The sequence below is a fragment of the Pseudomonas yamanorum genome (assembly GCF_900105735.1).
Classification (GTDB): domain Bacteria; phylum Pseudomonadota; class Gammaproteobacteria; order Pseudomonadales; family Pseudomonadaceae; genus Aquipseudomonas; species Aquipseudomonas yamanorum.
In genome coordinates, this window is the sequence record NZ_LT629793.1 from 141,173 (window position 1) to 162,430 (window position 21,258).

The 21,258-nt window shown below is 61.3% G+C and carries 20 protein-coding genes; 9 read left to right on the forward strand and 11 right to left on the reverse strand.

What is annotated here, in order from left to right; all coding sequences use genetic code 11:
• Positions 1–109 precede the first annotated feature (109 nt).
• The 4 genes from BLU46_RS00655 to aldA all read right to left on the reverse strand — a co-directional run bounded on the left by BLU46_RS00655 (position 110) and on the right by aldA (position 5,778).
• A complete protein-coding gene (locus BLU46_RS00655) occupies positions 110–1,720 on the reverse strand; it encodes a GMC family oxidoreductase (protein ID WP_093197219.1) in 1,611 nt (536 codons plus the stop codon).
• A 27-nt stretch (positions 1,721–1,747) separates the two neighbouring features.
• Positions 1,748–2,965, reverse strand: coding sequence for a mandelate racemase/muconate lactonizing enzyme family protein (locus BLU46_RS00660; protein WP_093197223.1), 1,218 nt, complete (start codon positions 2,963–2,965; stop codon positions 1,748–1,750).
• 1 nt (position 2,966) lies between these two features.
• Entirely contained in the window at positions 2,967–4,277 is a 1,311-nt protein-coding gene (locus BLU46_RS00665) for an MFS transporter (protein ID WP_093197226.1), read from the reverse strand.
• Positions 4,278–4,353: 76 nt separating this feature from the next.
• Positions 4,354–5,778, reverse strand: a complete 1,425-nt coding sequence (gene aldA, locus BLU46_RS00670) for an aldehyde dehydrogenase (protein WP_063029949.1) — start codon at positions 5,776–5,778, stop codon at positions 4,354–4,356.
• 208 nt (positions 5,779–5,986) lie between these two features.
• On the opposite strand from aldA, the gene ccoN reads away from it, so the two are divergent.
• Both ccoN and BLU46_RS00680 read left to right on the forward strand, forming a co-directional pair.
• Complete coding sequence (ccoN, locus tag BLU46_RS00675) at positions 5,987–7,414, forward strand: cytochrome-c oxidase, cbb3-type subunit I (protein WP_063029947.1); 1,428 nt, start codon at positions 5,987–5,989, stop codon at positions 7,412–7,414.
• A complete protein-coding gene (locus BLU46_RS00680) occupies positions 7,414–7,635 on the forward strand; it encodes a cbb3-type cytochrome c oxidase subunit 3 (protein WP_093197229.1) in 222 nt (73 codons plus the stop codon). Before ccoN ends, BLU46_RS00680 begins: the two co-directional genes overlap by 1 nt.
• A gap of 105 nt (positions 7,636–7,740) precedes the next feature.
• Here BLU46_RS00680 and BLU46_RS00685 read toward each other — a convergent pair whose 3' ends face one another.
• Positions 7,741–8,235 (reverse strand): hypothetical protein, encoded by a 495-nt coding sequence (locus BLU46_RS00685; RefSeq protein WP_093197233.1) that lies wholly within the window; start codon positions 8,233–8,235, stop codon positions 7,741–7,743.
• Between the two features lie 126 nt (positions 8,236–8,361).
• Here BLU46_RS00685 and BLU46_RS00690 point away from each other — a divergent pair, with 126 nt between their 5' ends.
• A complete protein-coding gene (locus BLU46_RS00690; protein ID WP_093197238.1) occupies positions 8,362–9,057 on the forward strand; it encodes an aspartate/glutamate racemase family protein in 696 nt (231 codons plus the stop codon).
• Here the strand turns inward: BLU46_RS00690 and BLU46_RS00695 are convergent.
• The 3 genes from BLU46_RS00695 to BLU46_RS00705 all read right to left on the reverse strand — a co-directional run bounded on the left by BLU46_RS00695 (position 9,054) and on the right by BLU46_RS00705 (position 11,987).
• Positions 9,054–9,566, reverse strand: coding sequence for a GNAT family N-acetyltransferase (locus tag BLU46_RS00695; protein WP_063029941.1), 513 nt, complete (start codon positions 9,564–9,566; stop codon positions 9,054–9,056). The two genes, BLU46_RS00690 and BLU46_RS00695, sit on opposite strands and share 4 nt — an antisense overlap.
• Before the next feature lie 77 nt (positions 9,567–9,643).
• Complete coding sequence (locus tag BLU46_RS00700) at positions 9,644–10,789, reverse strand: glycerate kinase (protein WP_063029939.1); 1,146 nt, start codon at positions 10,787–10,789, stop codon at positions 9,644–9,646.
• Positions 10,790–10,880: 91 nt separating this feature from the next.
• Positions 10,881–11,987, reverse strand: coding sequence for a sugar diacid recognition domain-containing protein (locus tag BLU46_RS00705; protein WP_063029937.1), 1,107 nt, complete (start codon positions 11,985–11,987; stop codon positions 10,881–10,883).
• 160 nt (positions 11,988–12,147) lie between these two features.
• Here BLU46_RS00705 and BLU46_RS00710 point away from each other — a divergent pair, with 160 nt between their 5' ends.
• Entirely contained in the window at positions 12,148–13,458 is a 1,311-nt protein-coding gene (locus BLU46_RS00710; RefSeq protein WP_093197243.1) for an MFS transporter, read from the forward strand.
• Positions 13,459–13,689: 231 nt separating this feature from the next.
• The gene (locus BLU46_RS00715) at positions 13,690–14,037 is read left to right on the forward strand and encodes a hypothetical protein (protein WP_167410156.1); all 348 of its coding nucleotides are present in this window, start codon (positions 13,690–13,692) and stop codon (positions 14,035–14,037) included.
• 66 nt (positions 14,038–14,103) lie between these two features.
• On the opposite strand, the gene BLU46_RS00720 is transcribed toward BLU46_RS00715, so the two are convergent.
• The gene (locus tag BLU46_RS00720; protein ID WP_093197246.1) at positions 14,104–14,808 is read right to left on the reverse strand and encodes an SDR family oxidoreductase; all 705 of its coding nucleotides are present in this window, start codon (positions 14,806–14,808) and stop codon (positions 14,104–14,106) included.
• 100 nt (positions 14,809–14,908) lie between these two features.
• On the opposite strand from BLU46_RS00720, the gene BLU46_RS00725 reads away from it, so the two are divergent.
• The 3 genes from BLU46_RS00725 (at position 14,909) to rarD (ending at position 17,915) form a co-directional block, all read left to right on the forward strand.
• Positions 14,909–15,811, forward strand: coding sequence for a LysR family transcriptional regulator (locus tag BLU46_RS00725; RefSeq protein ID WP_093197250.1), 903 nt, complete (start codon positions 14,909–14,911; stop codon positions 15,809–15,811).
• Positions 15,812–15,886: 75 nt separating this feature from the next.
• Positions 15,887–16,897 (forward strand): aldo/keto reductase, encoded by a 1,011-nt coding sequence (locus BLU46_RS00730; RefSeq protein ID WP_093197256.1) that lies wholly within the window; start codon positions 15,887–15,889, stop codon positions 16,895–16,897.
• Between the two features lie 136 nt (positions 16,898–17,033).
• A complete protein-coding gene (gene rarD, locus BLU46_RS00735; protein WP_063030423.1) occupies positions 17,034–17,915 on the forward strand; it encodes an EamA family transporter RarD in 882 nt (293 codons plus the stop codon).
• A 60-nt stretch (positions 17,916–17,975) separates the two neighbouring features.
• Here the strand turns inward: rarD and hppD are convergent, their stop codons facing one another.
• Complete coding sequence (gene hppD, locus BLU46_RS00740) at positions 17,976–19,052, reverse strand: 4-hydroxyphenylpyruvate dioxygenase (protein WP_063030425.1); 1,077 nt, start codon at positions 19,050–19,052, stop codon at positions 17,976–17,978.
• A gap of 245 nt (positions 19,053–19,297) precedes the next feature.
• Positions 19,298–20,221, reverse strand: coding sequence for a DMT family transporter (locus tag BLU46_RS00745; RefSeq protein ID WP_093197261.1), 924 nt, complete (start codon positions 20,219–20,221; stop codon positions 19,298–19,300).
• 77 nt (positions 20,222–20,298) lie between these two features.
• Here BLU46_RS00745 and BLU46_RS00750 point away from each other — a divergent pair, with 77 nt between their 5' ends.
• Positions 20,299–21,171, forward strand: coding sequence for a LysR family transcriptional regulator (locus BLU46_RS00750; protein ID WP_093197266.1), 873 nt, complete (start codon positions 20,299–20,301; stop codon positions 21,169–21,171).
• Positions 21,172–21,258 lie beyond the last annotated feature (87 nt).

The following is a 21,258-nucleotide window of genomic DNA, read 5'->3' on the forward strand; positions in this document are numbered from 1 at the left end:
CCCACGCTCCGCGTGGGAACGCCGCCCTGGACGCTCCGCGTCTGCTCTTGAAGTCGTGACGCGGAGCGTCACAGGATGCATTCCCACGCAGAGCGTGGGAACGATCAATTCAGGCATCCTGCAGGATCAGATCCGCGCCCTTCTCCGCCACCATCAACACCGCCGCATGGGTATTGCCTGAGGTCACGTTGGGGAAAATCGATGCATCGACAATCCGCAGTCCTTGCATGCCGTGCACCTTCAGGCGCTTGTCCACCACCGACACCTGCGGGTCCGAACCCATGGCGCACGAGCCGCACAGGTGATAGATCGAGCCGCTGTTCTCGCGGAAGTACTGCAACATTTGCTCGTTGGTTTCCACCGCCACACCTGGCAACACTTCAGCCACCGTCACGCCCTTGAGCGCCGGTGCCTGCATGATCTTGCGCATCAGCCGGCTACCCTGGATCACCTCGTCGATGTCCTTCTGGGTACTCAGGTAGTTGGGGTCGATCAAGGCCGCATCCCGTGGGTTTTTCGAGGCGATGCGAATCGTCCCGCGGCTGGTGGGCCGGCACGGGTTGAAGCACAGCAGGAAGCCTGAATACGGCTCGGGCTTGAGGCTGGCCTTGTTGTTTTTCGGGATCTGGTACGACAGCGGGTTGAAGTACAGCTGCAGGTTCGGATGCGCCTGTTCAGCATTACCGCGAAAGAACCCGCCAGCCTGGTTGACGCTCATGGCCAGCGCGCCCTTGCGGGTCAGCAGGTATTTGAGGCCCAGTTTGAACTGGCCGAACAGCGAGCTGAGCTGGTCGTTCAAGGTCGGGATATTGGCCTTGTAGTAATAGCTGGCGCACAGATGGTCCTGCAGGTTCTGCCCCACCGCCGGCAGGTGCTTAACCAGCGGGATGTTGTGTTCGGCAAGCAGTTGCTTGTCCGCCACTCCCGAGAGTTGCAGGATCTTCGGCGTATCCACCGCACCGGCACACAGGATCACTTCCTTGCGCGCGGTAAAGGTCCGCACCACGCCGTGCTGGGTCACGCTGATGCCGGTGGCGCGCTGCTGGTCGTCGAACAGCACACGGTCTACCAGTGCATGCAATTCGACGGTCAGGTTCGGCCTACCCAACGCCGGATGCAGGTGCGCAAAGCTGCTGGAGCAGCGCTCGCCGTTGCGGGTGTTGACGTCGTAGAGGCCCGCGCCTTCGAAGTTCGGCCCGTTGAAGTCATCGCTCAGGCCATAGCCCAATTGCTCGCAGCCCTTGAGGAACACGTCGCAGATGGCGTGGGTCTGGCCCTTCATCGGGGTGATGCTGATGGGGCCGCTGCTGCCGTGGTATTCAGTGTCGCCCAGAGGGTGGTTTTCGAGCTTGCGGAAGTACGGCAGCACGTCCTTGAAGCCCCAACCGTCGTTGCCATTGGCTGCCCAGTCATTGAAGTCATGGGCCTGGCCGCGCACGTAGATCATGGCGTTGATCGAGCCGGAACCGCCTTGCACTTTGCCCCGTGGGGCATAGATGGCGCGGTCGGCCAGCTGTTTTTGCGGCTGGCTGTAGTACATCCAGTTGAAGGTCGGGTTGTAGTACATCTTGGCGAAACCGACCGGAATCTTGAACCACCAGGAACTGTCCTTGCCGCCGGCCTCCAGCAGCAACACCGAATGCTCGCCCGAGGCGGAGAGTCGGTTGGCCAGGACGCAACCTGCGGCGCCGGCGCCGGCGATGATGTAGTCGTATGTCATTCACGGTTACCGCATAAGTCGTTTTTTTTAGCCCTTGGCGGGCGAAGTGTCTTTCACATCAGCAGGCGTGGGCGCCATTTGCAGGTGCAGGCGTTCGCCGGTGTATGGCGTGTGCTTGCGCACCACGTCCATGTTCAGCTCCACCCCAAGGCCTGGCTCGGTGGACGGGATGATGTAGCCGTCCTCCCATTGCAACGGCTTGGTCAGCACTTCGGCATGGAAGCCGCCCCAGGTCATGATGCTTTCCTGGATCAGAAAGTTCGGCGTGCACGTGGCCAACTGGAAACTCGCCGCCGCGCCAATCGGGCCGTTGTACAGATGCGGGGCGATCTGCGCGTAGTAGGCCTCGGCCATGCTTGCGATTTTCTTGGCTTCCAGCAGGCCGCCACAACGGGCCACGTTCATTTGCAGGATCGACGCACCGCCCGCCTGCAGGAGCTTGAAGAACTCGTACTTGGTGGTCAGCCGCTCTCCGGTGGCGATGGGGATGCTGGTCTTGGCCGCGACCTGGGCCATGGCCTCTTCCTGGCCCGGTGGCACCGGCTCTTCGAACCACAGCGGGTCGTATTTCTCCAGACGCTTGGCCAGGCGGATCGCCGACGACGGCACCATCTGCCCGTGGGTGCCAAACAGCAAGTCGCACTTGTCCCCCACCGCTTCGCGGATCTTGCGGCAGAAGGTTTCGCAGCGCTCCAGCACTTCCAGGGAAATCTGGTGGCCGGAGTACGCGGTGTAAGGCCCGGCCGGGTCGAACTTCACGGCGGTAAAGCCTTTGTTCATGTTCTCGACGGCGCACTCGGCAGCCAGGTCCGGGTCGTCGTAGTCGTACTCGCCCTGGCTGTTGACCGGGTACAGGTAGGTGTAGGAACGCAGGCGCTCGTTGACCTTGCCCCCCAGCAACTCGTAGACCGGCTTGTTAGCGGCCTTGCCGATGATGTCCCAGCAGGCCATTTCCAGGCCGCTGACCACGCCCATCATGGTCAGGTCGGGGCGCTGGGTGAACCCGCTGGAATACGCCTGGCGGAAAAAACGCTCGATGTGGTGCGGGTCGTGGTTGAGCAGGTAGCGCTCAAACACATCCTCAATGATCGGCAGCATCGCCTTGGGCCCGAAAGTGGCGGCGTAGATCTCGCCCGCGCCTTCAATGCCGCAGTCGGTTTTCAGTTTGACGAACAGCCAGTACATCCCACCGATGTGCGGTGGCGGTACGGCAACAATATGGGTTTCAAGGGCGACGATTTTCATCTCAGGCACCTGTCTGGTTGAATTTTTTACGATTGATTCGAGCGCGCAGGGTCAGGGCCGCGAGGGTCCCGAGCACGCCGATGAAGGCGATGTAGCCGAAGTACAGGTTGTAGCCGACCTGCCCCGGGTAGGTGTCGGTGAGGTAGCCATTGATCAGCGGAATAAAGGTGTCCGGCAGGTAACCCACCACCGAGACGATACCGATGGCCAACCCGGTGATGCGCAGCGGGATGTTGCAACTGTCGAGGATCGCCCAGTACAGGCCGCGAATCGCGTAGGTCATCAGCCCGATAAAGATCACCGTGCCGATCAGCAAGCCGAGGCTGCCAATGGCCGGGAACACGATCAGGCCGACCATCGCCAGGGTCACCAGCACCAGCGCGACGATCAGCACCGAGATGTTCGAAAACTTGTCCCCCAGCCAGCCGCCGCCGATCCCGCCGATAGGTCGCATCCACAGTTTGATGGTGGTGATGGTGCCGGCCATCACGGCGGTCAGGCCGCTGCCTTGCAGGTAGTCGGAGAAACTGTAGGTGGCCCAGAACATGTGATAACCGCAGAACACGATGGCGGTCACCAGCCACAGCTCGGGGATTTTCACCAGGGTGGTGAGGTCGGCGACCAGGTTGAACTTACCCTTCTCCACCGCGGCGGTTTCGGCCATGGATTTAGGGTCCTTGAGCAGCACCAGCACACAACCGATGGCGATGCACACGAACGAATACAGGTACACCACATGCTTGAAGCCTTCGGCGGCCGTCTGGCTGCGGGTCTCGGTGGCATAGGCAAACAGCCCCAGGGCCACGGTTGCCAGCAAGGCTTCCACCAAACCACGGCCACCGTCGAGGATGCCGAAGAAACGGCCCTGCTCACTGTGATGGGCGATCATCTTCACCCGCTTGAGCACCGAAGCCCAAAAGGTCAGGCCGGTGGTCAGGCCCCAGCAGCCGAAGATGATCATCAACCCAGTCATCGACGGTACGGTGGAGTACCAGATGCCCAGGGCCCCGGTGGCCACCAGCGAAAAGAAGATCAGGAAGCGTGGCGGCAGGCGATCGGCCAACCAGCCGCTGGGCAGGTAACTGAGCAGGAAGATCGTACCGAGCATCGAATACAGATAACCCAGCTGGCTGTGGTTGATCTGGAACACCTCGAGCATGGTGGTCTGGTAGACCTGGCGCAGGTAGAGGATCGGGTAGATCGCCCCGGCGGCCAGTACCAGCAACATCAATTGGAAGTAGCGACTGGCTTTGTCGCTTTTGGCCGCGGACACGGCATCGAAACCCTGGGCAACGGGTGCAGGCTTGGACATCTTGTAGACCTCGGGCACCCACTGTGCAGGTGCCCCGATAATTGTTTTTATTGAGGTAAAGCCGGTGGTCGGTGAATCAGTACTTCATGACCACCAAACGGGTCTGGGTGAACTCAAGCATCCCGTGCTTGCCGTCATCACCGCCCAGCCCTGAGCGTTTCCAACCGGCGTGGAAGCCCTGGTAAGGGTCGGCCGGGGTGCGATTGACGTACAACTCGCCGGCCTCAATGGCGTTGGCGACTTTCATGGCCGTGCGGTAGTTCTCGGTGTAGAGCACCGACGACAGGCCGAACTGGTGGTCGTTGGCCATGGCCAGCGCTTCGTCGATGTCGCGGTACTTGAGCACCGGCAGCACCGGGCCGAAGATTTCTTCCTGGATGATTTCCATGTCCTGGCGGCAGCCGCTGAGCAGCGTCGGCGGGTAGAAATGGCCCGGGCCTTCGGGGAGTACGCCGCCTGCTTCCAGTACAGCACCGTCGGCGATGGCGCGCTGGACCATGGCATGAATATTCTGCTGCGAACTGGCGTTGACCAGCGGGCCCATCAGGCCTGCGTCCGTGGCACGGTCACCGAATTTGACGGCACTGATCTTGGTCTTGAGCAGAGCCAGGAATTGGTCGTAGACGCTTTCCTGCACGTACACCCGCTCGACCGCCGTGCACAACTGGCCGCAGTGGGTGGTCTTGGACGCGATGATTGCGCTGGCGGCCTGTTCAAGGTCGGCGTCGGCTTCGATGATCGCCGGGGTCTTGCCGCCCAGCTCCAGGGACGGCTTGGCGATGTTGGCCTTGCAGTAGTCGAGGACGATGCGCCCGGCGTTGACGCTGCCGGTCAGGGTAATCAGGCCCACGGCCTTGTGGGTGCACAGGGCGGCGGCGGTGGCGTGGTCCATGGTCAGGATATTGATCACACCGGCCGGCATGCCCGACTGCTCGACCGCACGGGCGATTTCAAAGGCGGACAACGGCGTGTTGTTGCTTGGGCGCACCACCACGGTGTTGCCGGCAATCAGCGCCGGGGCGATTTTGCGCAGCAGGGTGTAGACCGGGTAGTTGAACGGAATCAGGCAAGCCACCACGCCAATGGGCTCGCGCTGCAGGAACAGGTTTTCGTCCGGGGTGTCGCTGGGGATGATTTCGCCTTCAATGCGGCGCGCCCATTCAGCGTGGTAGCGGGTGATCTGGGCGGCGTAGCGGGCTTCGTTGCTGGCGTCGTCGAGGCTTTTGCCGGATTCGCTGGCAAGCGCCTTGCCTATGCTTTCAGCGCAGGTTTCGAGGGCGTCGGCGAACGCCCGCAGGTGTTCGGCGCGCTGGATGCTGGTGAGTTTGCCCCAGGTCTTTTGCGCGGTAGCGGCGGCCTCGACAGCAGCAGTGGCCTCATCAGGTGTGGCGGCGGAGACCAGGCCGACCTGAGCCTCGGTCGCGGGGTTGTAGACCGCGATCTGGGCGGTGCTGGCAGGTTCGGCGAAGTGGCCGTTGAAAAAGTTGCGCTCGATTTGCATGTGGTTTTTTGCCCAATCGTTGTTGTTTTGCGAGTGACTTGCAGTTTTGTCATTGGGCGGGGGTTGGACAAATGATTTATTGACGGGGGTAACGTGCAAAAAACGCAGGTTAGTGGCTGATCCGTATTAATGACCCGGGTCTGAGTCTGTATTGTTCTGCCCATACTTCCTACAGTGCCGCCCACTTGGAACCGTGGGAGGACTAAGCATGCAACCACCATCAACCGCACAGGCCTACAACTACAAGGTCGTGCGTCAATTCGTCATTGCAACCATCGTTTGGGGCGTGGTCGGCATGGCCATGGGCGTGTGGATCGCCTCGCAACTGGTCTGGCCGGAAATGAACCTCGACCTGCCGTGGACCACCTTCGGCCGCCTGCGCCCGCTGCACACCAGCCTGGTGATTTTCGGCTTTGCCGGCAGCGCGCAATTCGCCGCCAGCTACTACGCAGTACAGCGCACCTGCCAGGTGCGGCTGTACTCGGACAAGCTCGCCGCCTTTACCTTTTGGGGCTGGCAGTCGGTGATCGTGATCATGTTGGTCAGCCTGCCCCTGGGCTACACCACCACCAAGGAATACGCCGAGATCGAGTTCACCGGCGCCGTGTGGATGACCGTGGTGTGGGTGGCTTATGCCATCGTGTTTTTCACCACGGTGGTGCAACGCAAGACCCAGCATATCTATGTCGGCAACTGGTTCTTTGGTGCGTTTATCGTGGTGATCGCGATGCTGCACGTGGTCAATCACCTGTCGATCCCGGTGGACTGGTTCAAGTCCTACCCGGTGTACTCCGGCGCCACTGATGCCATGGTGCAGTGGTGGTACGGGCACAACGCGGTGGGTTTCTTCCTGACCACCGGTTTCCTGGGGATGATGTATTACTTCGTGCCCAAGCAAGTCGGGCGGCCGGTGTATTCCTATCGTTTGTCCATCGTGCACTTCTGGGCGTTGATCACCCTGTACATCTGGGCCGGCCCGCACCACTTGCACTACACCGCGCTGCCGGACTGGGCGCAGTCCCTGGGCATGGCGATGTCGCTGATCCTGCTGGCGCCCAGCTGGGGCGGGATGATCAACGGCATGATGACGCTTTCCGGGGCCTGGCATAAATTGCGCACCGACCCGATCCTGCGTTTCCTGGTGCTGTCGCTGGCGTTCTACGGGATGTCGACGTTTGAAGGGCCGATGATGGCGATCAAGACCGTCAACGCCCTGTCCCACTACACCGACTGGACCATTGGCCACGTCCACGCCGGGGCCTTGGGCTGGGTGGCGATGATCACGTTTGGCTCGCTGTACCACATGATCCCGAAAATATTCGGGCGCGTGCAGATGCACAGTGTGGGGCTGATCAATATGCACTTCTGGCTGGCGACCATTGGCACGGTGCTGTACATCGCATCGATGTGGGTCAACGGCATCACCCAGGGCTTGATGTGGCGGGCGGTGAACGATGACGGCACCCTCACCTACTCCTTTGTGGAAGCCTTGCAGGCCAGCCATCCGGGGTTTGTGGTGCGCTTTGTCGGCGGGGTGTTCTTCCTCAGCGGCATGTTGCTGATGGCGTACAACACTTGGCGCACGGTGCGCGTGGCGGATCTGAAGGTGGCGCAGCTTGAAGCGCAGATCGCCTGATGTGGGAGATAGCGCTGAACCTGGCGGCGGTGATTGGCCTGTATGGCGCGGTGGAGTATTGCTTGCGGGGCCAGTCGAAGGAGAGCCTGGATGAGGCCAGCCTGATGCCGTTTGCCGATGACCCGGAGGTGGCGCGGCGGGTGGAGTTGGCCACGGGCAAGCGGGTCAACGCGGTGGCGCCGGAAGCAGCAAAACCCGGCTGGGGCAATGTAGATATCTGATAAAGGAATGCGGTCAGTGTGTGAGCTGGCTTGCCTGCGATGGCATCACCGTGGTGTTTCTGAAGCACCGAGTTGCCTGCATCGCCGGCAAGCCAGCTCCTACAATCATCCGCGTTCGCGGGGAATCAGGCTCTGCAACTGCAAGGCCAGGAAGTTGGCATCGAAACCGAAGGTGTCCGGATCTTTCAGGCCGTTGGTTTTCTTCCACAACCAATCGTTTTTCCCCGGCAGCAGCACCAGGGAAATACTGCCGTAGCGGGCGGCGGTCAAGCCCATCACCGACAACGAAATCAACCCACCGGCGCCCATCACATCCGGCACGAACTCCACCGGTTTGCCGGCGATATGGATGGTCAGTTTCTCGGTCTTGAAGGTGGAGGTCTCCACCGGCACGCTAGGGCCGGAAGCCACGTACGCCTCGCGCTGCACTTCCAGCAAGCCGACGGTCTTCACCGGTTCCAGCCACTGCTCGATCTGGTCGAACAAGTCGACGATCTTCTGCGCCCAATGGGCCGACTGCACTTCGAACTGCTGCTTCTTGTGGGCTTCGCTGTCGGCGTAATGACGCAGCATCTCGCCCAGTTGTTGTACATCGTCCATTGCCGTGTTCCTTGGGTGACCCATGTTGCGAACCTTGATCATGGCAGATGCCGCACGCTGGCGTATGACTAAAGCGCGTCGCTTGGGTAATGTGGTGCCCTCGCCCGTCCAATTCAGGAGCATCGCATGCGCACCATCGGCCTTATCGGCGGCATGAGCTGGGAGTCCAGCGCCGAGTATTACCGCATCATCAACCAAAGTGCGCGCGACCAGCTCGGCCCCCTGCGTTCGGCACAACTGTTGATGTACAGCGTCGACTTCGGCCCGGTGGAGCAGGCCCAGCACGCCGGGCGCTGGGATGACGCCGCACTGATCCTCGAAGACGCAGCCCGCCGCCTGCAAGCCGGTGGCGCCGAATGCATCGTGCTGTGTACCAACACCATGCACCTGGTGGCGCCGCGCATTGAAGCGGCAGTGTCGATACCGTTTCTGCATATTGCAGACGCCGCCGGCGCAGCGGCCGTGGATGCCGGCACTCTGACGGTGGGCCTGCTGGGCACCGCATTTACCATGGAGCAGGAGTTTCTCAAGTCGCGTTTGGCCGCCCAAGGGCTGACCGTGCTGGTGCCGGACGCGGAAGAGCGCCAGGCCGTGCACCGGATCATCTATGAGGAATTGTGTGTCGGGGTGATCAGCGACGCATCGCGTGAGGTGTACCAACGGGTGATCGAGTCCCTGGCGGCGCGTGGCGCCCAGGCCATCATCCTTGGCTGCACGGAAATCAGTCTGTTGATCAAGCCGCAGCACAGCGACCTGCCACTGCTGGACACCACCGAGCTGCATGCGCAGGCTGCGGTGGCGTTTGCCTTGCAGGACGACTAGGCAGGCTTGCGGATGCGCGCCATGGTCAGGGTGTCGACGAATGCGCCGTCACGCACGGCGTAATCGCGCAGCAGGCCTTCGGTCTCGAAGCCGAACTTGTGGTACAGGCGGTGGGCGGCTTCGTTGTCGGCGTACACCGTCAGTTCCACCCGGTGCAGGTTCATCCAGTTATCCGCCACCTCCAGCGCCGCACTCAGCAGCCGGGAGCCCACGCCCTTGCCCTGCCAGGCGGTGGCCACGCCCATGCCGAATGAACCGACATGGCTGCGGCGCACACGGGAATATTGCTCAAGCCCCAGGTTGCCAATCACTTCACCCGCATGCACGGCCACCAGTTGTAGCCGCCGTTCATCCCCGGGTGCCAGGCGTGCGCGCCAGGCCTCGATCGACTGGAAAGGCATTTGCAGCACCTGACGGCAGACAGCCGGGTCGTTGTAGAGCGCAGCGACGCCGTCAAGGTGGGCCTCGGTGAAGCGCGTGATCACGATTTTGGGTTCAGGTGTGTGCATGGTGTTTCATCCTTTGAAAACACATGGCGGGCCAGTGTAGGCGGCAAAGCCTCAGGATGGCGAGCCCAGCACCGCAATTATCGGGGCCGCGCAGCAACCAGTTTCCAGACCCGGGCGATGTCCGAGGCGCGCTCGCGCAACAGGCGCGGCGCCTCGCTGCAGGCCTGTTCCAGGGTAGTCGGGCCGGACGGCAAGGCGAACGCGGCATCCACACCGTGGGCGTACATCTGCTCGTAGCCATCACCCAAGGTGCCGGCGATCACAATCACTGGCACGTTGTACTGTTTGGCGATCCGCGCGACGCCAAACGGGGTTTTGCCCCGCAGGGTCTGGGCGTCGAAGCGGCCTTCGCCGGTGATGACCAGGTCAGCGCCACGCACGGCCTTTTCGAGCCCCACCAGCTCGGCGACCACTTCAACCCCTGCACGAAACTGTGCGCCAAGGAACGCCTTGGCGGCAAAGCCCAGGCCGCCGGCGGCGCCGCTGCCGGGTTCGTCGCGTACATCTTTGGGCAAGACCTTGGCGCAGTGATCGGCGAAATGGCCGAGGGCGGCATCCAGTTGTTCGACTTGCTGGGGATTGGCGCCTTTTTGCGGGCCGAAAATCGCCGAGGCACCGTGGGGGCCGCACAGTGGATTGTTCACGTCGGCGGCAATTTCGAAGCGCACCTGGGCCAGGCGTGGGTCCAGTTGCTCAAGGCTGATGCGCGACAGCTTGGCCAGCGCCAGGCCGCCCAGGGGCAATGCAGCCTCTTCGGCATCAAGCAATTGCACACCGAGAGCCAGCATCGCCCCCGCCCCTCCATCGTTGGTGGCGCTGCCGCCAATGGCCAGGATGATGCGTTGGGCGCCGGCATCCAGGGCGGCGCGGATCAGCTCGCCAGTGCCGAAGGTGCTGCTGGAACACGCATCTCGCTGACCCGGTGGCACGAGTTGCAGACCGCTGGCCTCGGCCATTTCGATGATTGCGGTGTGGCTCTCGGCCAGCCAGCCCCAATGCGCGTCGACACTGCCACCCAATGGCCCTTGCACACGGTTGGTGCGCAACTCGCCCTGGCAGGCGGCGAGTACCGACTCCACCGTGCCCTCACCACCGTCCGCCATCGGGCACTTGATCAGCTCGGCGTCGGGCCACACGCTGGCCAACCCCTCGGCAATGGCATTCGCCACGCCTTCAGCACTCAGGCTGTCCTTGAACGAATCGGGGGCGATGATGATTTTCATGGGCTTTCTCCGGTTTTTATAACGCCCATGCTGCCAGTTGGCACCGGCAATAACGCCGGTCCATTGCACAAGAGTGGCTGGGGTTTGTTGTTCATTTCGACAAAGCCTGCGGCAATAGCTGTACGCCCAGGTACAACGCAAGCATGCCATCGAGGGTCAACGGGTCGACGCCGCTCAACTCGGCGATGCGCTCCATGCGATAGCGCAGGCTGTTGCGGTGAATGCCCAGGGCATCGGCGCAGGCCTGGCTTTGGCCGTCGTGATCGCACCAACTGCGCAGGGTCGCCAGCAACTGGCCGTTGCTGTCCTTGACCAGTACCTTGCGCAGCGGGTTGAGCAGTTCGTCGAGGGCGTCGTCGTTGCGGTGGCGCCAGAGCATTACCGGCAGGCGGTAGCGATTGAGGGTCAGCAACCGCGATTCGGGCAGCACATCACGGCCATAGGCAAGCAGATCGCCGACCCGCCGGTAGCAACGGCGTAGCCCGGGCAGGCCGTCTGCTTGCCCGCCGACGGCGACCCGCAGGATGTTCCAGCCCAGGCCGTCGAGTTTTTCCAGCAGGCGCGGGTTGTCGACTTGCACCGACGCCGGTCGGCACCACAGCAGGGAAAACTGTGCGGAGCTGACGCACCAGCTGTCCGGGTAGCGCGAGGTCAGCCAGGTGCTCAAGGCTTCCGCCGACTGGCCGCTGCCCAGTTCAAACAGGTACGGCGTACGTGCCATCTGCGGTTTGAGGCCCAGCTGCTGCGCTTCATCCACCAGCCGCGGCGAGTCGCCGGTCTCGGCCAGAAGGAGCGCCAGCAGGTCATCGCAACGCTGGCGCCGCCATTGCTGCTCGGCCTGCTGGTGACGCTGGCTCACCAGCATTTCGGCGGTCATGCGTACGAGTTGCGCATAGGTACGCAGCAATTCCGGCTCACCGGTAATGCCCAGCACGCCGATCAGGCGCTGGTCGTGCAGCAGCGGCAGATTGATCCCGGGTTGCACGCCCTTGAGGTGCTTGGCGGTCTGGCTGTCGATCTCCACCACGCGCACATTCGCCAGCACCAACTGCGCGCCTTCGTGGCGGGTGTTGATCCGCTCGGGTTCGCCGCTGCCGAGGATCAGGCCCTGGCTGTCCATGACGTTGACGTTATAGGGCAGGATCGCCATGGTGCGATTGACGATATCCTGCGCCAAGTCATGATCCAGCTCGAACATGGGGCTAAATTCCTGAAAAAACCGGTTGTTCATAGGCACAGCGCAAACGATGCTTGACTGTGCGCGAGCACAAAGACATCACCCCTTGAGGTGGTCGAGACTCATTGGGCGATCAACGTTACCCTCGCATCGCGAAAAATCATAATAAAGAGAGACTGCCATGTCACAGAGCGCCGCTGTTACCCAGGCCACCGATGACGATAAAAACGCCGTATACAAGCGCATCACCCTGCGCCTGATCCCCTTCATTTTCATCTGCTACCTGTTCAACTACCTCGACCGCGTCAACGTCGGCTTTGCCAAGTTGCAGATGCTCGACGACCTGAAATTCAGCGAGACCGTGTACGGCCTCGGTGCCGGGATCTTCTTTATCGGCTACGTGCTGTGCGGCGTGCCGAGCAACCTGGCGTTGACCAAATTTGGTCCACGGCGCTGGATTGCGCTGATGATGATCGTTTGGGGCACCCTGTCCACCTGCCTGCTGTTCGTCAGCACGCCAACGCACTTCTATGGTTTGCGCCTGCTGACCGGTGCCGCCGAAGCCGGGTTCTTCCCGGGCGTGGTGCTGTACCTCTCGCAGTGGTTCCCGACCTTCCGCCGTGGGCGGATCATGGCGCTGTTCATGTCGGCGATTCCGGTGTCCGGCCTGCTGGGCAGCCCGTTCTCCGGCTGGATCCTCAACCACTTCGCCGCCGGCCAAGGCGGGCTTGCGGGCTGGCAGTGGATGTTCCTGCTGCAAGGCGTGCCGACGGTGATCCTCGGTGCCCTCGCCTACTTCCTGCTCAGCGACAGCTTTGCCAACGCCAAGTGGCTCACGCCCCATGAGCGCGCGGTGCTGGAAGCCGACCAGGCCACCGACCTGGCCAACAAACCGAAGACCACCAGCGACTCGCTGCTGGAAGTGTTCAAGAACCCGGCCATCTGGGCATTCGGCCTGATCTACTTCTGCATCCAGAGCGGTGTGTACGCCATCAACTTCTGGCTGCCATCGATCATCAAGAACATGGGCTTCAGCGATAACCTGGTAATTGGCTGGCTGAGTGCGATCCCGTACCTGCTGGCGGCGGTGTTCATGTTGCTGGTGGGCCGCTCTGCCGACCTGCGCAAGGAGCGTCGCTGGCACTTGGTGGTGCCGATGTTGATGGGCGCGATCGGGCTGGTGATTGCGGTGAACTTTGCAACCACCCCGGCCATTGCGATCCTTGGCCTGACCATCGCCACCATGGGCGCCCTTACCGGCCTGCCGATGTTCTGGCCGGTGCCCACCGCCATGCTCAGCGCAGGTGCGGCAGCGGGTGGTTTGGCGTTGATCAACTCCATGGGCCAGATGGCGGGTTTCCTCAGCCCGTATATCGTCGGGTTTGTGAAGGACGCCACCGGGTCTACGGACATTGCGCTGTACCTGCTGGCGGCAGTGATCGTCGCGGGCAGTGTGTTGGCGTTGCGCATGACGCGCACACTCAAGGGCTGACATCAGGGTAGACCGGTACCGTCGATCTCCATGACGGCGCCGGTGTTTTTATAGCTAAAGTACCGCCGGAAACCCGTCTTAACCTGAACGCCAAAGCCAAGTAACAAACAGGCTACAAACCTTACCTAACCTTTACTCTGGCGCCGCGTCATCCCCTCAAAAAGTGCTGTCTGAAACGTATGCCCGGGAATATTATTAAAACCGGTTCGATGCATAGGTAGAGGACTTGTCATGATCAGTCGACTCTCAAAAATGAAAGTAGCCATCGTGCTTATTGCCACCCTCGCCATCGCAGGGCAAGCAGAAGCCCGTGGTGGGTACGGCTATGGATGGGGTCACGGTGGTTACCATGGTGGTTGGGGCTGGGGTGGCCCCGCCCTGCTGGGCGCAGTGGTGGGTGGATTGGTAGTGGGCTCGGTGGTTGCGAACTCCCAGCCTCCGGTCTACGTGCAGCAACAACCGGTTTACGTGCAACCGCAGCCGGTGTACATCCAGCAACCGCCGCCGGTCTACTACCAGGCGCCGCCTCCTCCGGGCTATTACTACCCGCCGCAACCGATTCCGGCACCGCGTTATTAACGCGCGGCCCGATTACTGATAATGCAGGTCCCGCCTGAAAGCGGGACCTTTTTTATTCCGCTGCCTTTAGAGCAATCCACCGCCGTCGACATCAATCACGCTGCCAGTGATAAACCCGTTCTCCATCGCCAGTACGTACCCGGCAGCCACTTCTTCGGCCTGCCCCACTCGCCCCACCGGCAATGCCCCGCCCGCCTTGGCAAACATTGCCAGTCGCTGCTCCTCGGATAAGCCCGAATACGCCTCGGTATCGATCACCCCAGGACTCACCACATTGACCCTGCGTGGCGCCAGTTCCTTGGCCAGTTGCTTGCCCAGCGCTTCAGTGGCCGCATTGATCCCGGTCTTGATGAATTGCCCTGCAACCGTTTTGCGCCCCAACTGTCCCGACGTCAGGGTGATGCTGCCGTGCTCGGCGAGAAAGGGCAGCGCCGACTGGATCGCCCGCAGCGAACCCCAGAGTTTTACGTTGAAGTTGTCTTGCGCCAGGTTCAGGTCCGTCTCGATCAATGCCTTCGCCTGTACCGCAGGGCCTGCGGTATAGACCAGATGATCAAACGGCCCCACCGTTTCGAACAACCGCTGCAACGAGGCCGCGTCGGTCACGTCTACCTGCTCGCTGCGCATGCCGTTCTCCACGGTTGAAGACAAGCGTCGCCCGGCCAGCACCACCTGGGCGCCGCGTGCCACGGCCTGCTTGGCCACGGCGGCACCAATGCCGCTGCTACCGCCGATGACGATGATGGTTTTGCCGCTGAGGGGAGAATTCATGAAGAACTACCTGGTTGAGAAAATGAGCTTTCATCTTCCCAGCTTGGCAATCGTTGAAAAATCCCGGTAAAACGACAAGATCTTTAAAGGATTTTTACAGATGAGTTCAATCCTCGACCTTGAAGTCTTCGTGCGCACCGCCGACACCGGCAGCCTGTCCGCCGCCGCCCGTAGCCTCAGCCTGACCCCGGCGGCCGCCAGCATTGCCCTCAAGCGCCTGGAAACCCGCCTGGGCATTCGGCTGCTGGCGCGCTCCACCCGCAGCATGCGCCTGACTGAAGAAGGCCGGCGCTACCTGGACAGCGTGCGGGTGGCCCTGGAGGCGTTGTCCGAAGGCGAACAGGCGATCAAGCAACAAGGCCAAAGCCTCAGTGGTTTGCTGCAATTGGCCGCGCCCTCGGATTTCGGGCGCAATGTGCTGCTGGGCTGGCTGGATGAGTTCAAGCTCGAGCACCCGAACGTTCGCCTGCAATTGCTGCTCAACGACAGCAATGCCGACCTGTTTCGCGAAACCGTCGACATCGCCCTGCGTTTCGGCGTACCACGGGACTCCAGCCTGGTCGCGCTGCCGGTGGTGCCCGATCACACACGGGTAGCGTGTGCCAGCCCCGACTACCTCGCGCGCCACGGCACGCCACGCATCCCTCAGGACCTGGCACAGCACAGCACGCTGCGCTATATGCGCCAGGGGCGCGCGAACAACACCTGGTACTTTCGCCAGGGTGAGCTGCTGCAGGAAGTCGAGGTCAGCGGCGACTACTTGAGTGATGACGGCGAGATCGTGCGGCGTTGGGCATTGGCCGGCCATGGCATTGCTTATAAAGCGCGACTGGATATAGCCCGCGACATCAAGGCCGGACGCCTGGTGCCCTTGCTCACCGATTGGCAAGGCGAGCCGACGCCGTTCAACCTGATGTGCCCGCATCGGCTGCAAGTGTCGGAACGGGTCAAGGTACTGCACCGCTTCCTGCAACTGCGCTGCGCCGAACTATTACCGCAATAACCGTCCCAGGGCTTGTTCCAGAGCCTTGCTGTCTGGTATTGGATAGGTCTGTCTCCCCCTTTTGAGGTGTTCACGATGATTTACCGCACACTGGGCCAGTCCGGGTTGAAGGTCAGCGCACTGACCCTGGGCAGCATGATGTTTGGCGAGCAGACCAACACCGAGGATTCGCTGCGCATCATCGACAAGGCCTGGGATCAAGGCATCAATTTTATCGACACCGCCGACGTCTACACCGGCGGGCGCTCCGAGGAGATCGTCGGCGAAGCCATCGCCCGCCAGCGCCAGGATTGGGTGCTGGCCTCGAAAGTCGGCATCGGCCCGGTGGACGGACTGCCCAATCGCAGCGGCCTGAGTCGCAAGCGGATTTTCAACGCGTTGGAAGCCAGCCTGACGCGCCTCGACACCGATTACCTGGACATCTATTACCTGCACCGTGAAGACCACAACACCCCGCTGGAAGTCACGATTTCAGCGATTGGCGACTTGATCCGCGAGGGCAAGATCCGCCATTGGGGCTTGTCCAACTACCGCGGCTGGCGGATCGCCGAAGTGATCCGCGTGGCCGAGCGCCTGGGGGTGGACAAGCCAATCATCAGCCAGCCGCTGTACAACATCGTCAACCGCCAGGCCGAGGTGGAGCAGATCACCGCTGCCGCCGCCTATGGCCTGGGCGTGGTGCCTTACAGCCCACTGGCCCGTGGCGTGCTCAGCGGCAAGTATGCGCCGGACGTAACGCCTGAGGCCGGCAGCCGTGCCGGGCGCCAGGACAAGCGCATCCTGGAAACCGAATGGCGCGTTGAATCCCTGCGCATCGCCCAGCAGATCCAGCAATACACCCAGGGCCGTGGCGTGGGAATTGTTGAGTTTGCGATTGCCTGGGTGCTGAACAACTCGGCGGTCAGCTCGGCGATTGTCGGGCCGCGCACCGAGGCCCAGTGGGATGCCTACACCGGTGCGCTGGAGGTCAAGATCACGGCAGAAGATGAAGCCTTCATCGATTCGCTGGTCACCCCGGGCCATGCCTCGACGCCAGGGTTCAATGACGTGGGCCACTTTGTCTCGGGCCGAATTGCCCGGCCATAAGCACACTTTACGGGAGGAGCCGAGCGTTCCTCCCATAAACTGCCCCAAAACAGAGCAAACATCTCACCTTAAAAGCACTATATTCCCTCCCTGAAATCTCCCCTCTTTTGTATGAATCGGTTTTCGCGAGGACAGTGTGTCTAAAGGTGTTGTGTTATCGGTCTTGGCCTCGGTGTTGTTTGCCGTGATGTATTACTTCACCTCGCTGCTCACACCCTTGAGCGGTCTGGAGATCTTCGGCTGGCGGATGCTGCTGACGGTCCCCTGCATGACGGTGTTCATGATCGTCAGCGGCGAGTGGCGGCGGGTGTGGGAGTTGGTTCGGCTGGTGGCGGCCAAACCCGGGTTGATCGGCGGGTTGCTGTTGTCTTCGGCCTTGCTGGGGGTGCAGTTGTGGCTGTTCATGTGGGCACCGCTCAACGGGCGTAGCCTGGATGTCTCCCTGGGGTATTTCCTGCTGCCGTTGACCATGGTGCTGACCGGGCGCCTGGTGTATGGCGAACAATTGTCACGCCTGCAAAAGGTCGCGGTGTTTTTTGCCGGCCTCGGCGTACTTAACGAGTTGTATCAGGTCGGTGGTTTCTCTTGGGCCACGTTAGTGGTGATCATCGGTTACCCGATCTACTTCATCGTGCGCAAACGCCTGAAGACTGACCACCTGGGCGGGCTGTGGCTCGACATGGCGCTGATGTTGCCGGTGGCGTTATGGTTCGTGCAAAGCGGCGAACAGGGGTTTTCCGTGCTCGATGCCCACAAGGGCTTGTATGCCTTGATCCCGATGCTGGGCTTGATCAGTGCCTCGGCGCTGGTGTGCTACATCGTTGCCAGCCGCTTGTTGGCGTTCAGCCTGTTCGGGCTGCTCAGCTATGTGGAGCCGGTGCTGTTGCTCGGGGTCGCCTTGTTGCTGGGAGAAAGCATCAAGGCGGGAGAATGGCTGACCTATCTGCCGATCTGGCTGGCCGTGATGGTGCTGGTATACGAAGGTTTCAAGCACCTGGTTCGCCAACGTAAAGCCTGATTCCAGGCGAAAAAAAGCCCGGTCGCGGATCCCCACGACCGGGCTTTTTTACATCAACGATCAGTCAGCGGTGAGCACACCACGGCGTACCTGGTCGCGCTCGATGGATTCGAACAGCGCCTTGAAGTTACCTTCGCCGAAACCGTCATCACCCTTGCGCTGGATGAACTCGAAGAACACCGGGCCCATCAGGGTTTCCGAGAAGATCTGCAGCAGCAGGCGCTTGTCCCCCGCCACCGACGAACCGTCCAGCAGGATGCCCCGCGCTTGCAACTGGTCCACCGGCTCGCCGTGGTTTGGCAGGCGGCCTTCGAGCATCTCGTAGTAGGTGTCTGGCGGCGCAGTCATGAAGCGCATGCCGATTTTCTTCAGCGCGTCCCAGGTCTTGACCAGGTCATCGGTGAGGAACGCCACGTGCTGGATGCCCTCGCCGTTGAACTGCATCAGGAACTCTTCGATCTGCCCGGCGCCTTTGGACGACTCTTCGTTCAGCGGGATGCGGATCATGCCGTCCGGGGCGCTCATGGCCTTGGAGGTCAGGCCGGTGTACTCGCCCTTGATATCGAAGTAACGCGCCTCACGGAAGTTGAACAGTTTCTCGTAGAAGTTCGCCCAATAGACCATGCGCCCGCGGTACACGTTGTGGGTCAGGTGATCGATGACTTTCAGGCCGGCGCCCACCGGGTTGCGTTCAACGCCTTCGAGGTACACGAAGTCGATGTCATAGATCGAGCTGCCTTCGCCGAAGCGATCGATCAGGTACAGCGGTGCGCCGCCAATGCCCTTGATCGCTGGCAGGTTCAATTCCATCGGGCCGGTTTCGATATGGATGGGCTGGGCGCCCAGTTCCAGGGCCCGGTTGTAGGCCTGTTGCGAGTCTTTCACGCGAAACGCCATGCCGCACACCGACGGGCCGTGCTCGGCCGCAAAGTAGGAGGCGATGCTGTTGGGTTCATTGTTGAGGATCAGGTTGATCTCGCCCTGACGGAACAGGTGCACGTTCTTGGAACGGTGCGTCGCGACTTTGGTGAAGCCCATGATCTCGAAGATCGGCTCCAGGGTGCCCGGGGTTGGCGAAGCGAATTCGATGAATTCAAAGCCCATCAGGCCCATTGGGTTTTCGTATAGGTCTGTCATTTTCGGTGCCTCATCATTCTTGTAGTTACACATGTTTATTTGCGAGCAAGGATGAGGTCAGCGGGTGGCGCACAGGAGATACCCCGCACGCTGCGGGCGAGGAAGTCACCAAAGATGAGGGGGGACCCGAGTAGCTTCATGGTTACATCAGTCTCTTACGGGCGAGGCTTGCGTTAGCGCAAGTCCTTATTCTTGTATGCGTAAATCGATTCTACACAGCGTAAACAGATTTGTCCGTACTCTTATCAAATCCCCATTGCCCTCACCCGCGCAAGGGGTTTGTTGCACAGGTAGATGCCCAGCAGGATCACTGCCCCGCCCAGTAGCATCGGCGCGGTGAGTTGCTCGCCGAGCAGCAATGCACCGCAGATCACCGCCGTCAGCGGATTGAGAGCGATGAACACACCCGCCCGGGTGGCGCCGATGCGACGCAAGCCGTCGTAGTAACCGATGTAGGCCAGCGCCGAGCCCAGCACGCCGAGGTACAACAAGCTCGTCAGTTGGGGCAGATCAATCGCGCCCAACGCCGCCACGCTCAACCGCCCCGTCACCAGCGTGGTGATCGTCAGCATCAGCGTGCCCAACAGGATCGACCAGGTCACGGTTTGCAACGGCCCCAGGCTTTGGTTGAGGCTGCGAGAGAACAGCGAATACACGCCCCACCCCACCACGCAGCCAAAGATCAACAGATCACCGATCCAGGCATGCGCGCCGCCCTGCAACAGCTGCGGGTTGCGGCTGACGATCACCAACCCCGCTCCGCCCAGGCACAGCGCGATACCCAACAGTTTCACCTGCCCCAGCCGCTCCTTGAACAGCAGCCACGACGCCAGGCCAATCACCGCAGGGTTCAGTGCGACGATCAACGATGCCCGGGACGCATTGATGTAATGCAGGCCGTAGAAAAAGCACAGGTTGTAGAAAAAGATCCCGAAAAAACCGAGTACGGTCAGTTGCGCAAGCTGTGCGTTGGTCGGGCGCACCAGGCGAATACGCGCTACACCCAGGAAGACCAGCAACGCGAGGCTGGCCAGCACAAAGCGCACGGTCGCCGCCAGCAGCGGGTCCAGGCCTGCGGCCAGATAGCGGCCGGCCACGAAGGTGCCGCCCCAGATCATGGTCACCGCCGCCAATTTCAAATACGTGAGACGGTCAGAAGTCGGGGTCATCAGATTTCTACTCAAGAAACGTGGGATTGGCTTATTGTTTAGCTAATCTTTTGTCATCGTAAAATGAGTAAATACTCATGACCCTTACCCAGCTGGAAATCTTCTCCCTGGTGGCCGAATTGCAAGGCTTCACCAGCGCCGCCAATCGCCTGGGCATCAGCCAGTCGGCGGTGTCCCATGCGATCAAATCCCTGGAACAGGAACTGGGTGTGGAGTTGATCCACCGCCATCAGTCTCAAGTCGAACTCAGCGATATCGGCCAACAACTGCTGCTGCGCGCACGGGCCATGCTCGGGCTGGCCAATACACTGCAACAGGAAGCCGCCGATGCCCGCGGGATGAAGCGCGGCACGCTGCGCATCGGTTCGTTCGGGCCAACTTCATCGATTCGTCTGTTGCCGAAGATTTTGCAACGCTTTCGCGAGCTGCATCCGGGCGTCGAGGTGCACGTCGACGAAGGCCCTGATCGGCAGGTGATGCAGTGGCTGGAAGAGCGGCGCGTCGACGTTGGGTTTGTGGTGCTGCCTGAAGAGCGCTTCGATACCTTCCCGTTGATCGAGGATCAGTTGGTCGCACTGTTGCCATCGGTGCATCACCTGGGCGCGCAGCCGAGTGTCAGCCTCAAGGCGCTCTGCGGCGAACCCTTTATCCTGACCCAGGCCGGCTCGTCCGAACTGGTCTCAAGGCTGTTCGTCGGTGCCGGGCTGCAGCCGGATGTGCGTTACCGCTGTTCACAGTTGCTCAGCACCCTGGACACCGTGCGCCGGGGCGACGGCGTGACCATTGTTGCCGAGCTGTCATTGCCTGAATCCGCAGCGCCGGATTACCTGATCAAGCCGCTCAAGCCTGCCGTCAAACGCCAGGTCGGGCTGGCGGTTCTGGATCGACGACAGTCCTCGCCGGCGACCCTGGCATTTATTGAACTGGCCACACGCTTGACGCTTTATTGAACATGCACAGTCCCCTGCCGCCATCTATCATGGCCAATACCAATACGCTTTGTTGGACGGCTGCCGTGGTTGTCCCGACCGCATTTG

Coding starts and splice junctions, on each gene's coding strand:
- BLU46_RS00745 (WP_093197261.1), bottom strand. CDS start 20,221: ATGACCCCGACTTCTGACCGTCTCACGTATTTGAAATTGGCGGCGGTG.
- BLU46_RS00665 (WP_093197226.1), bottom strand. CDS start 4,277: ATGTCCAAGCCTGCACCCGTTGCCCAGGGTTTCGATGCCGTGTCCGCG.
- BLU46_RS00655 (WP_093197219.1), bottom strand. CDS start 1,720: ATGACATACGACTACATCATCGCCGGCGCCGGCGCCGCAGGTTGCGTC.
- ccoN (WP_063029947.1), top strand. CDS start 5,987: ATGCAACCACCATCAACCGCACAGGCCTACAACTACAAGGTCGTGCGT.
- BLU46_RS00725 (WP_093197250.1), top strand. CDS start 14,909: ATGAGTTCAATCCTCGACCTTGAAGTCTTCGTGCGCACCGCCGACACC.
- aldA (WP_063029949.1), bottom strand. CDS start 5,778: ATGCAAATCGAGCGCAACTTTTTCAACGGCCACTTCGCCGAACCTGCC.
- BLU46_RS00710 (WP_093197243.1), top strand. CDS start 12,148: ATGTCACAGAGCGCCGCTGTTACCCAGGCCACCGATGACGATAAAAAC.
- hppD (WP_063030425.1), bottom strand. CDS start 19,052: ATGACAGACCTATACGAAAACCCAATGGGCCTGATGGGCTTTGAATTC.
- BLU46_RS00695 (WP_063029941.1), bottom strand. CDS start 9,566: ATGCACACACCTGAACCCAAAATCGTGATCACGCGCTTCACCGAGGCC.
- BLU46_RS00700 (WP_063029939.1), bottom strand. CDS start 10,789: ATGAAAATCATCATCGCCCCCGATTCGTTCAAGGACAGCCTGAGTGCT.
- BLU46_RS00690 (WP_093197238.1), top strand. CDS start 8,362: ATGCGCACCATCGGCCTTATCGGCGGCATGAGCTGGGAGTCCAGCGCC.
- BLU46_RS00730 (WP_093197256.1), top strand. CDS start 15,887: ATGATTTACCGCACACTGGGCCAGTCCGGGTTGAAGGTCAGCGCACTG.
- BLU46_RS00680 (WP_093197229.1), top strand. CDS start 7,414: ATGTGGGAGATAGCGCTGAACCTGGCGGCGGTGATTGGCCTGTATGGC.
- BLU46_RS00705 (WP_063029937.1), bottom strand. CDS start 11,987: ATGTTCGAGCTGGATCATGACTTGGCGCAGGATATCGTCAATCGCACC.
- BLU46_RS00660 (WP_093197223.1), bottom strand. CDS start 2,965: ATGAAAATCGTCGCCCTTGAAACCCATATTGTTGCCGTACCGCCACCG.
- BLU46_RS00750 (WP_093197266.1), top strand. CDS start 20,299: ATGACCCTTACCCAGCTGGAAATCTTCTCCCTGGTGGCCGAATTGCAA.
- BLU46_RS00715 (WP_167410156.1), top strand. CDS start 13,690: ATGATCAGTCGACTCTCAAAAATGAAAGTAGCCATCGTGCTTATTGCC.
- BLU46_RS00685 (WP_093197233.1), bottom strand. CDS start 8,235: ATGGACGATGTACAACAACTGGGCGAGATGCTGCGTCATTACGCCGAC.
- BLU46_RS00720 (WP_093197246.1), bottom strand. CDS start 14,808: ATGAATTCTCCCCTCAGCGGCAAAACCATCATCGTCATCGGCGGTAGC.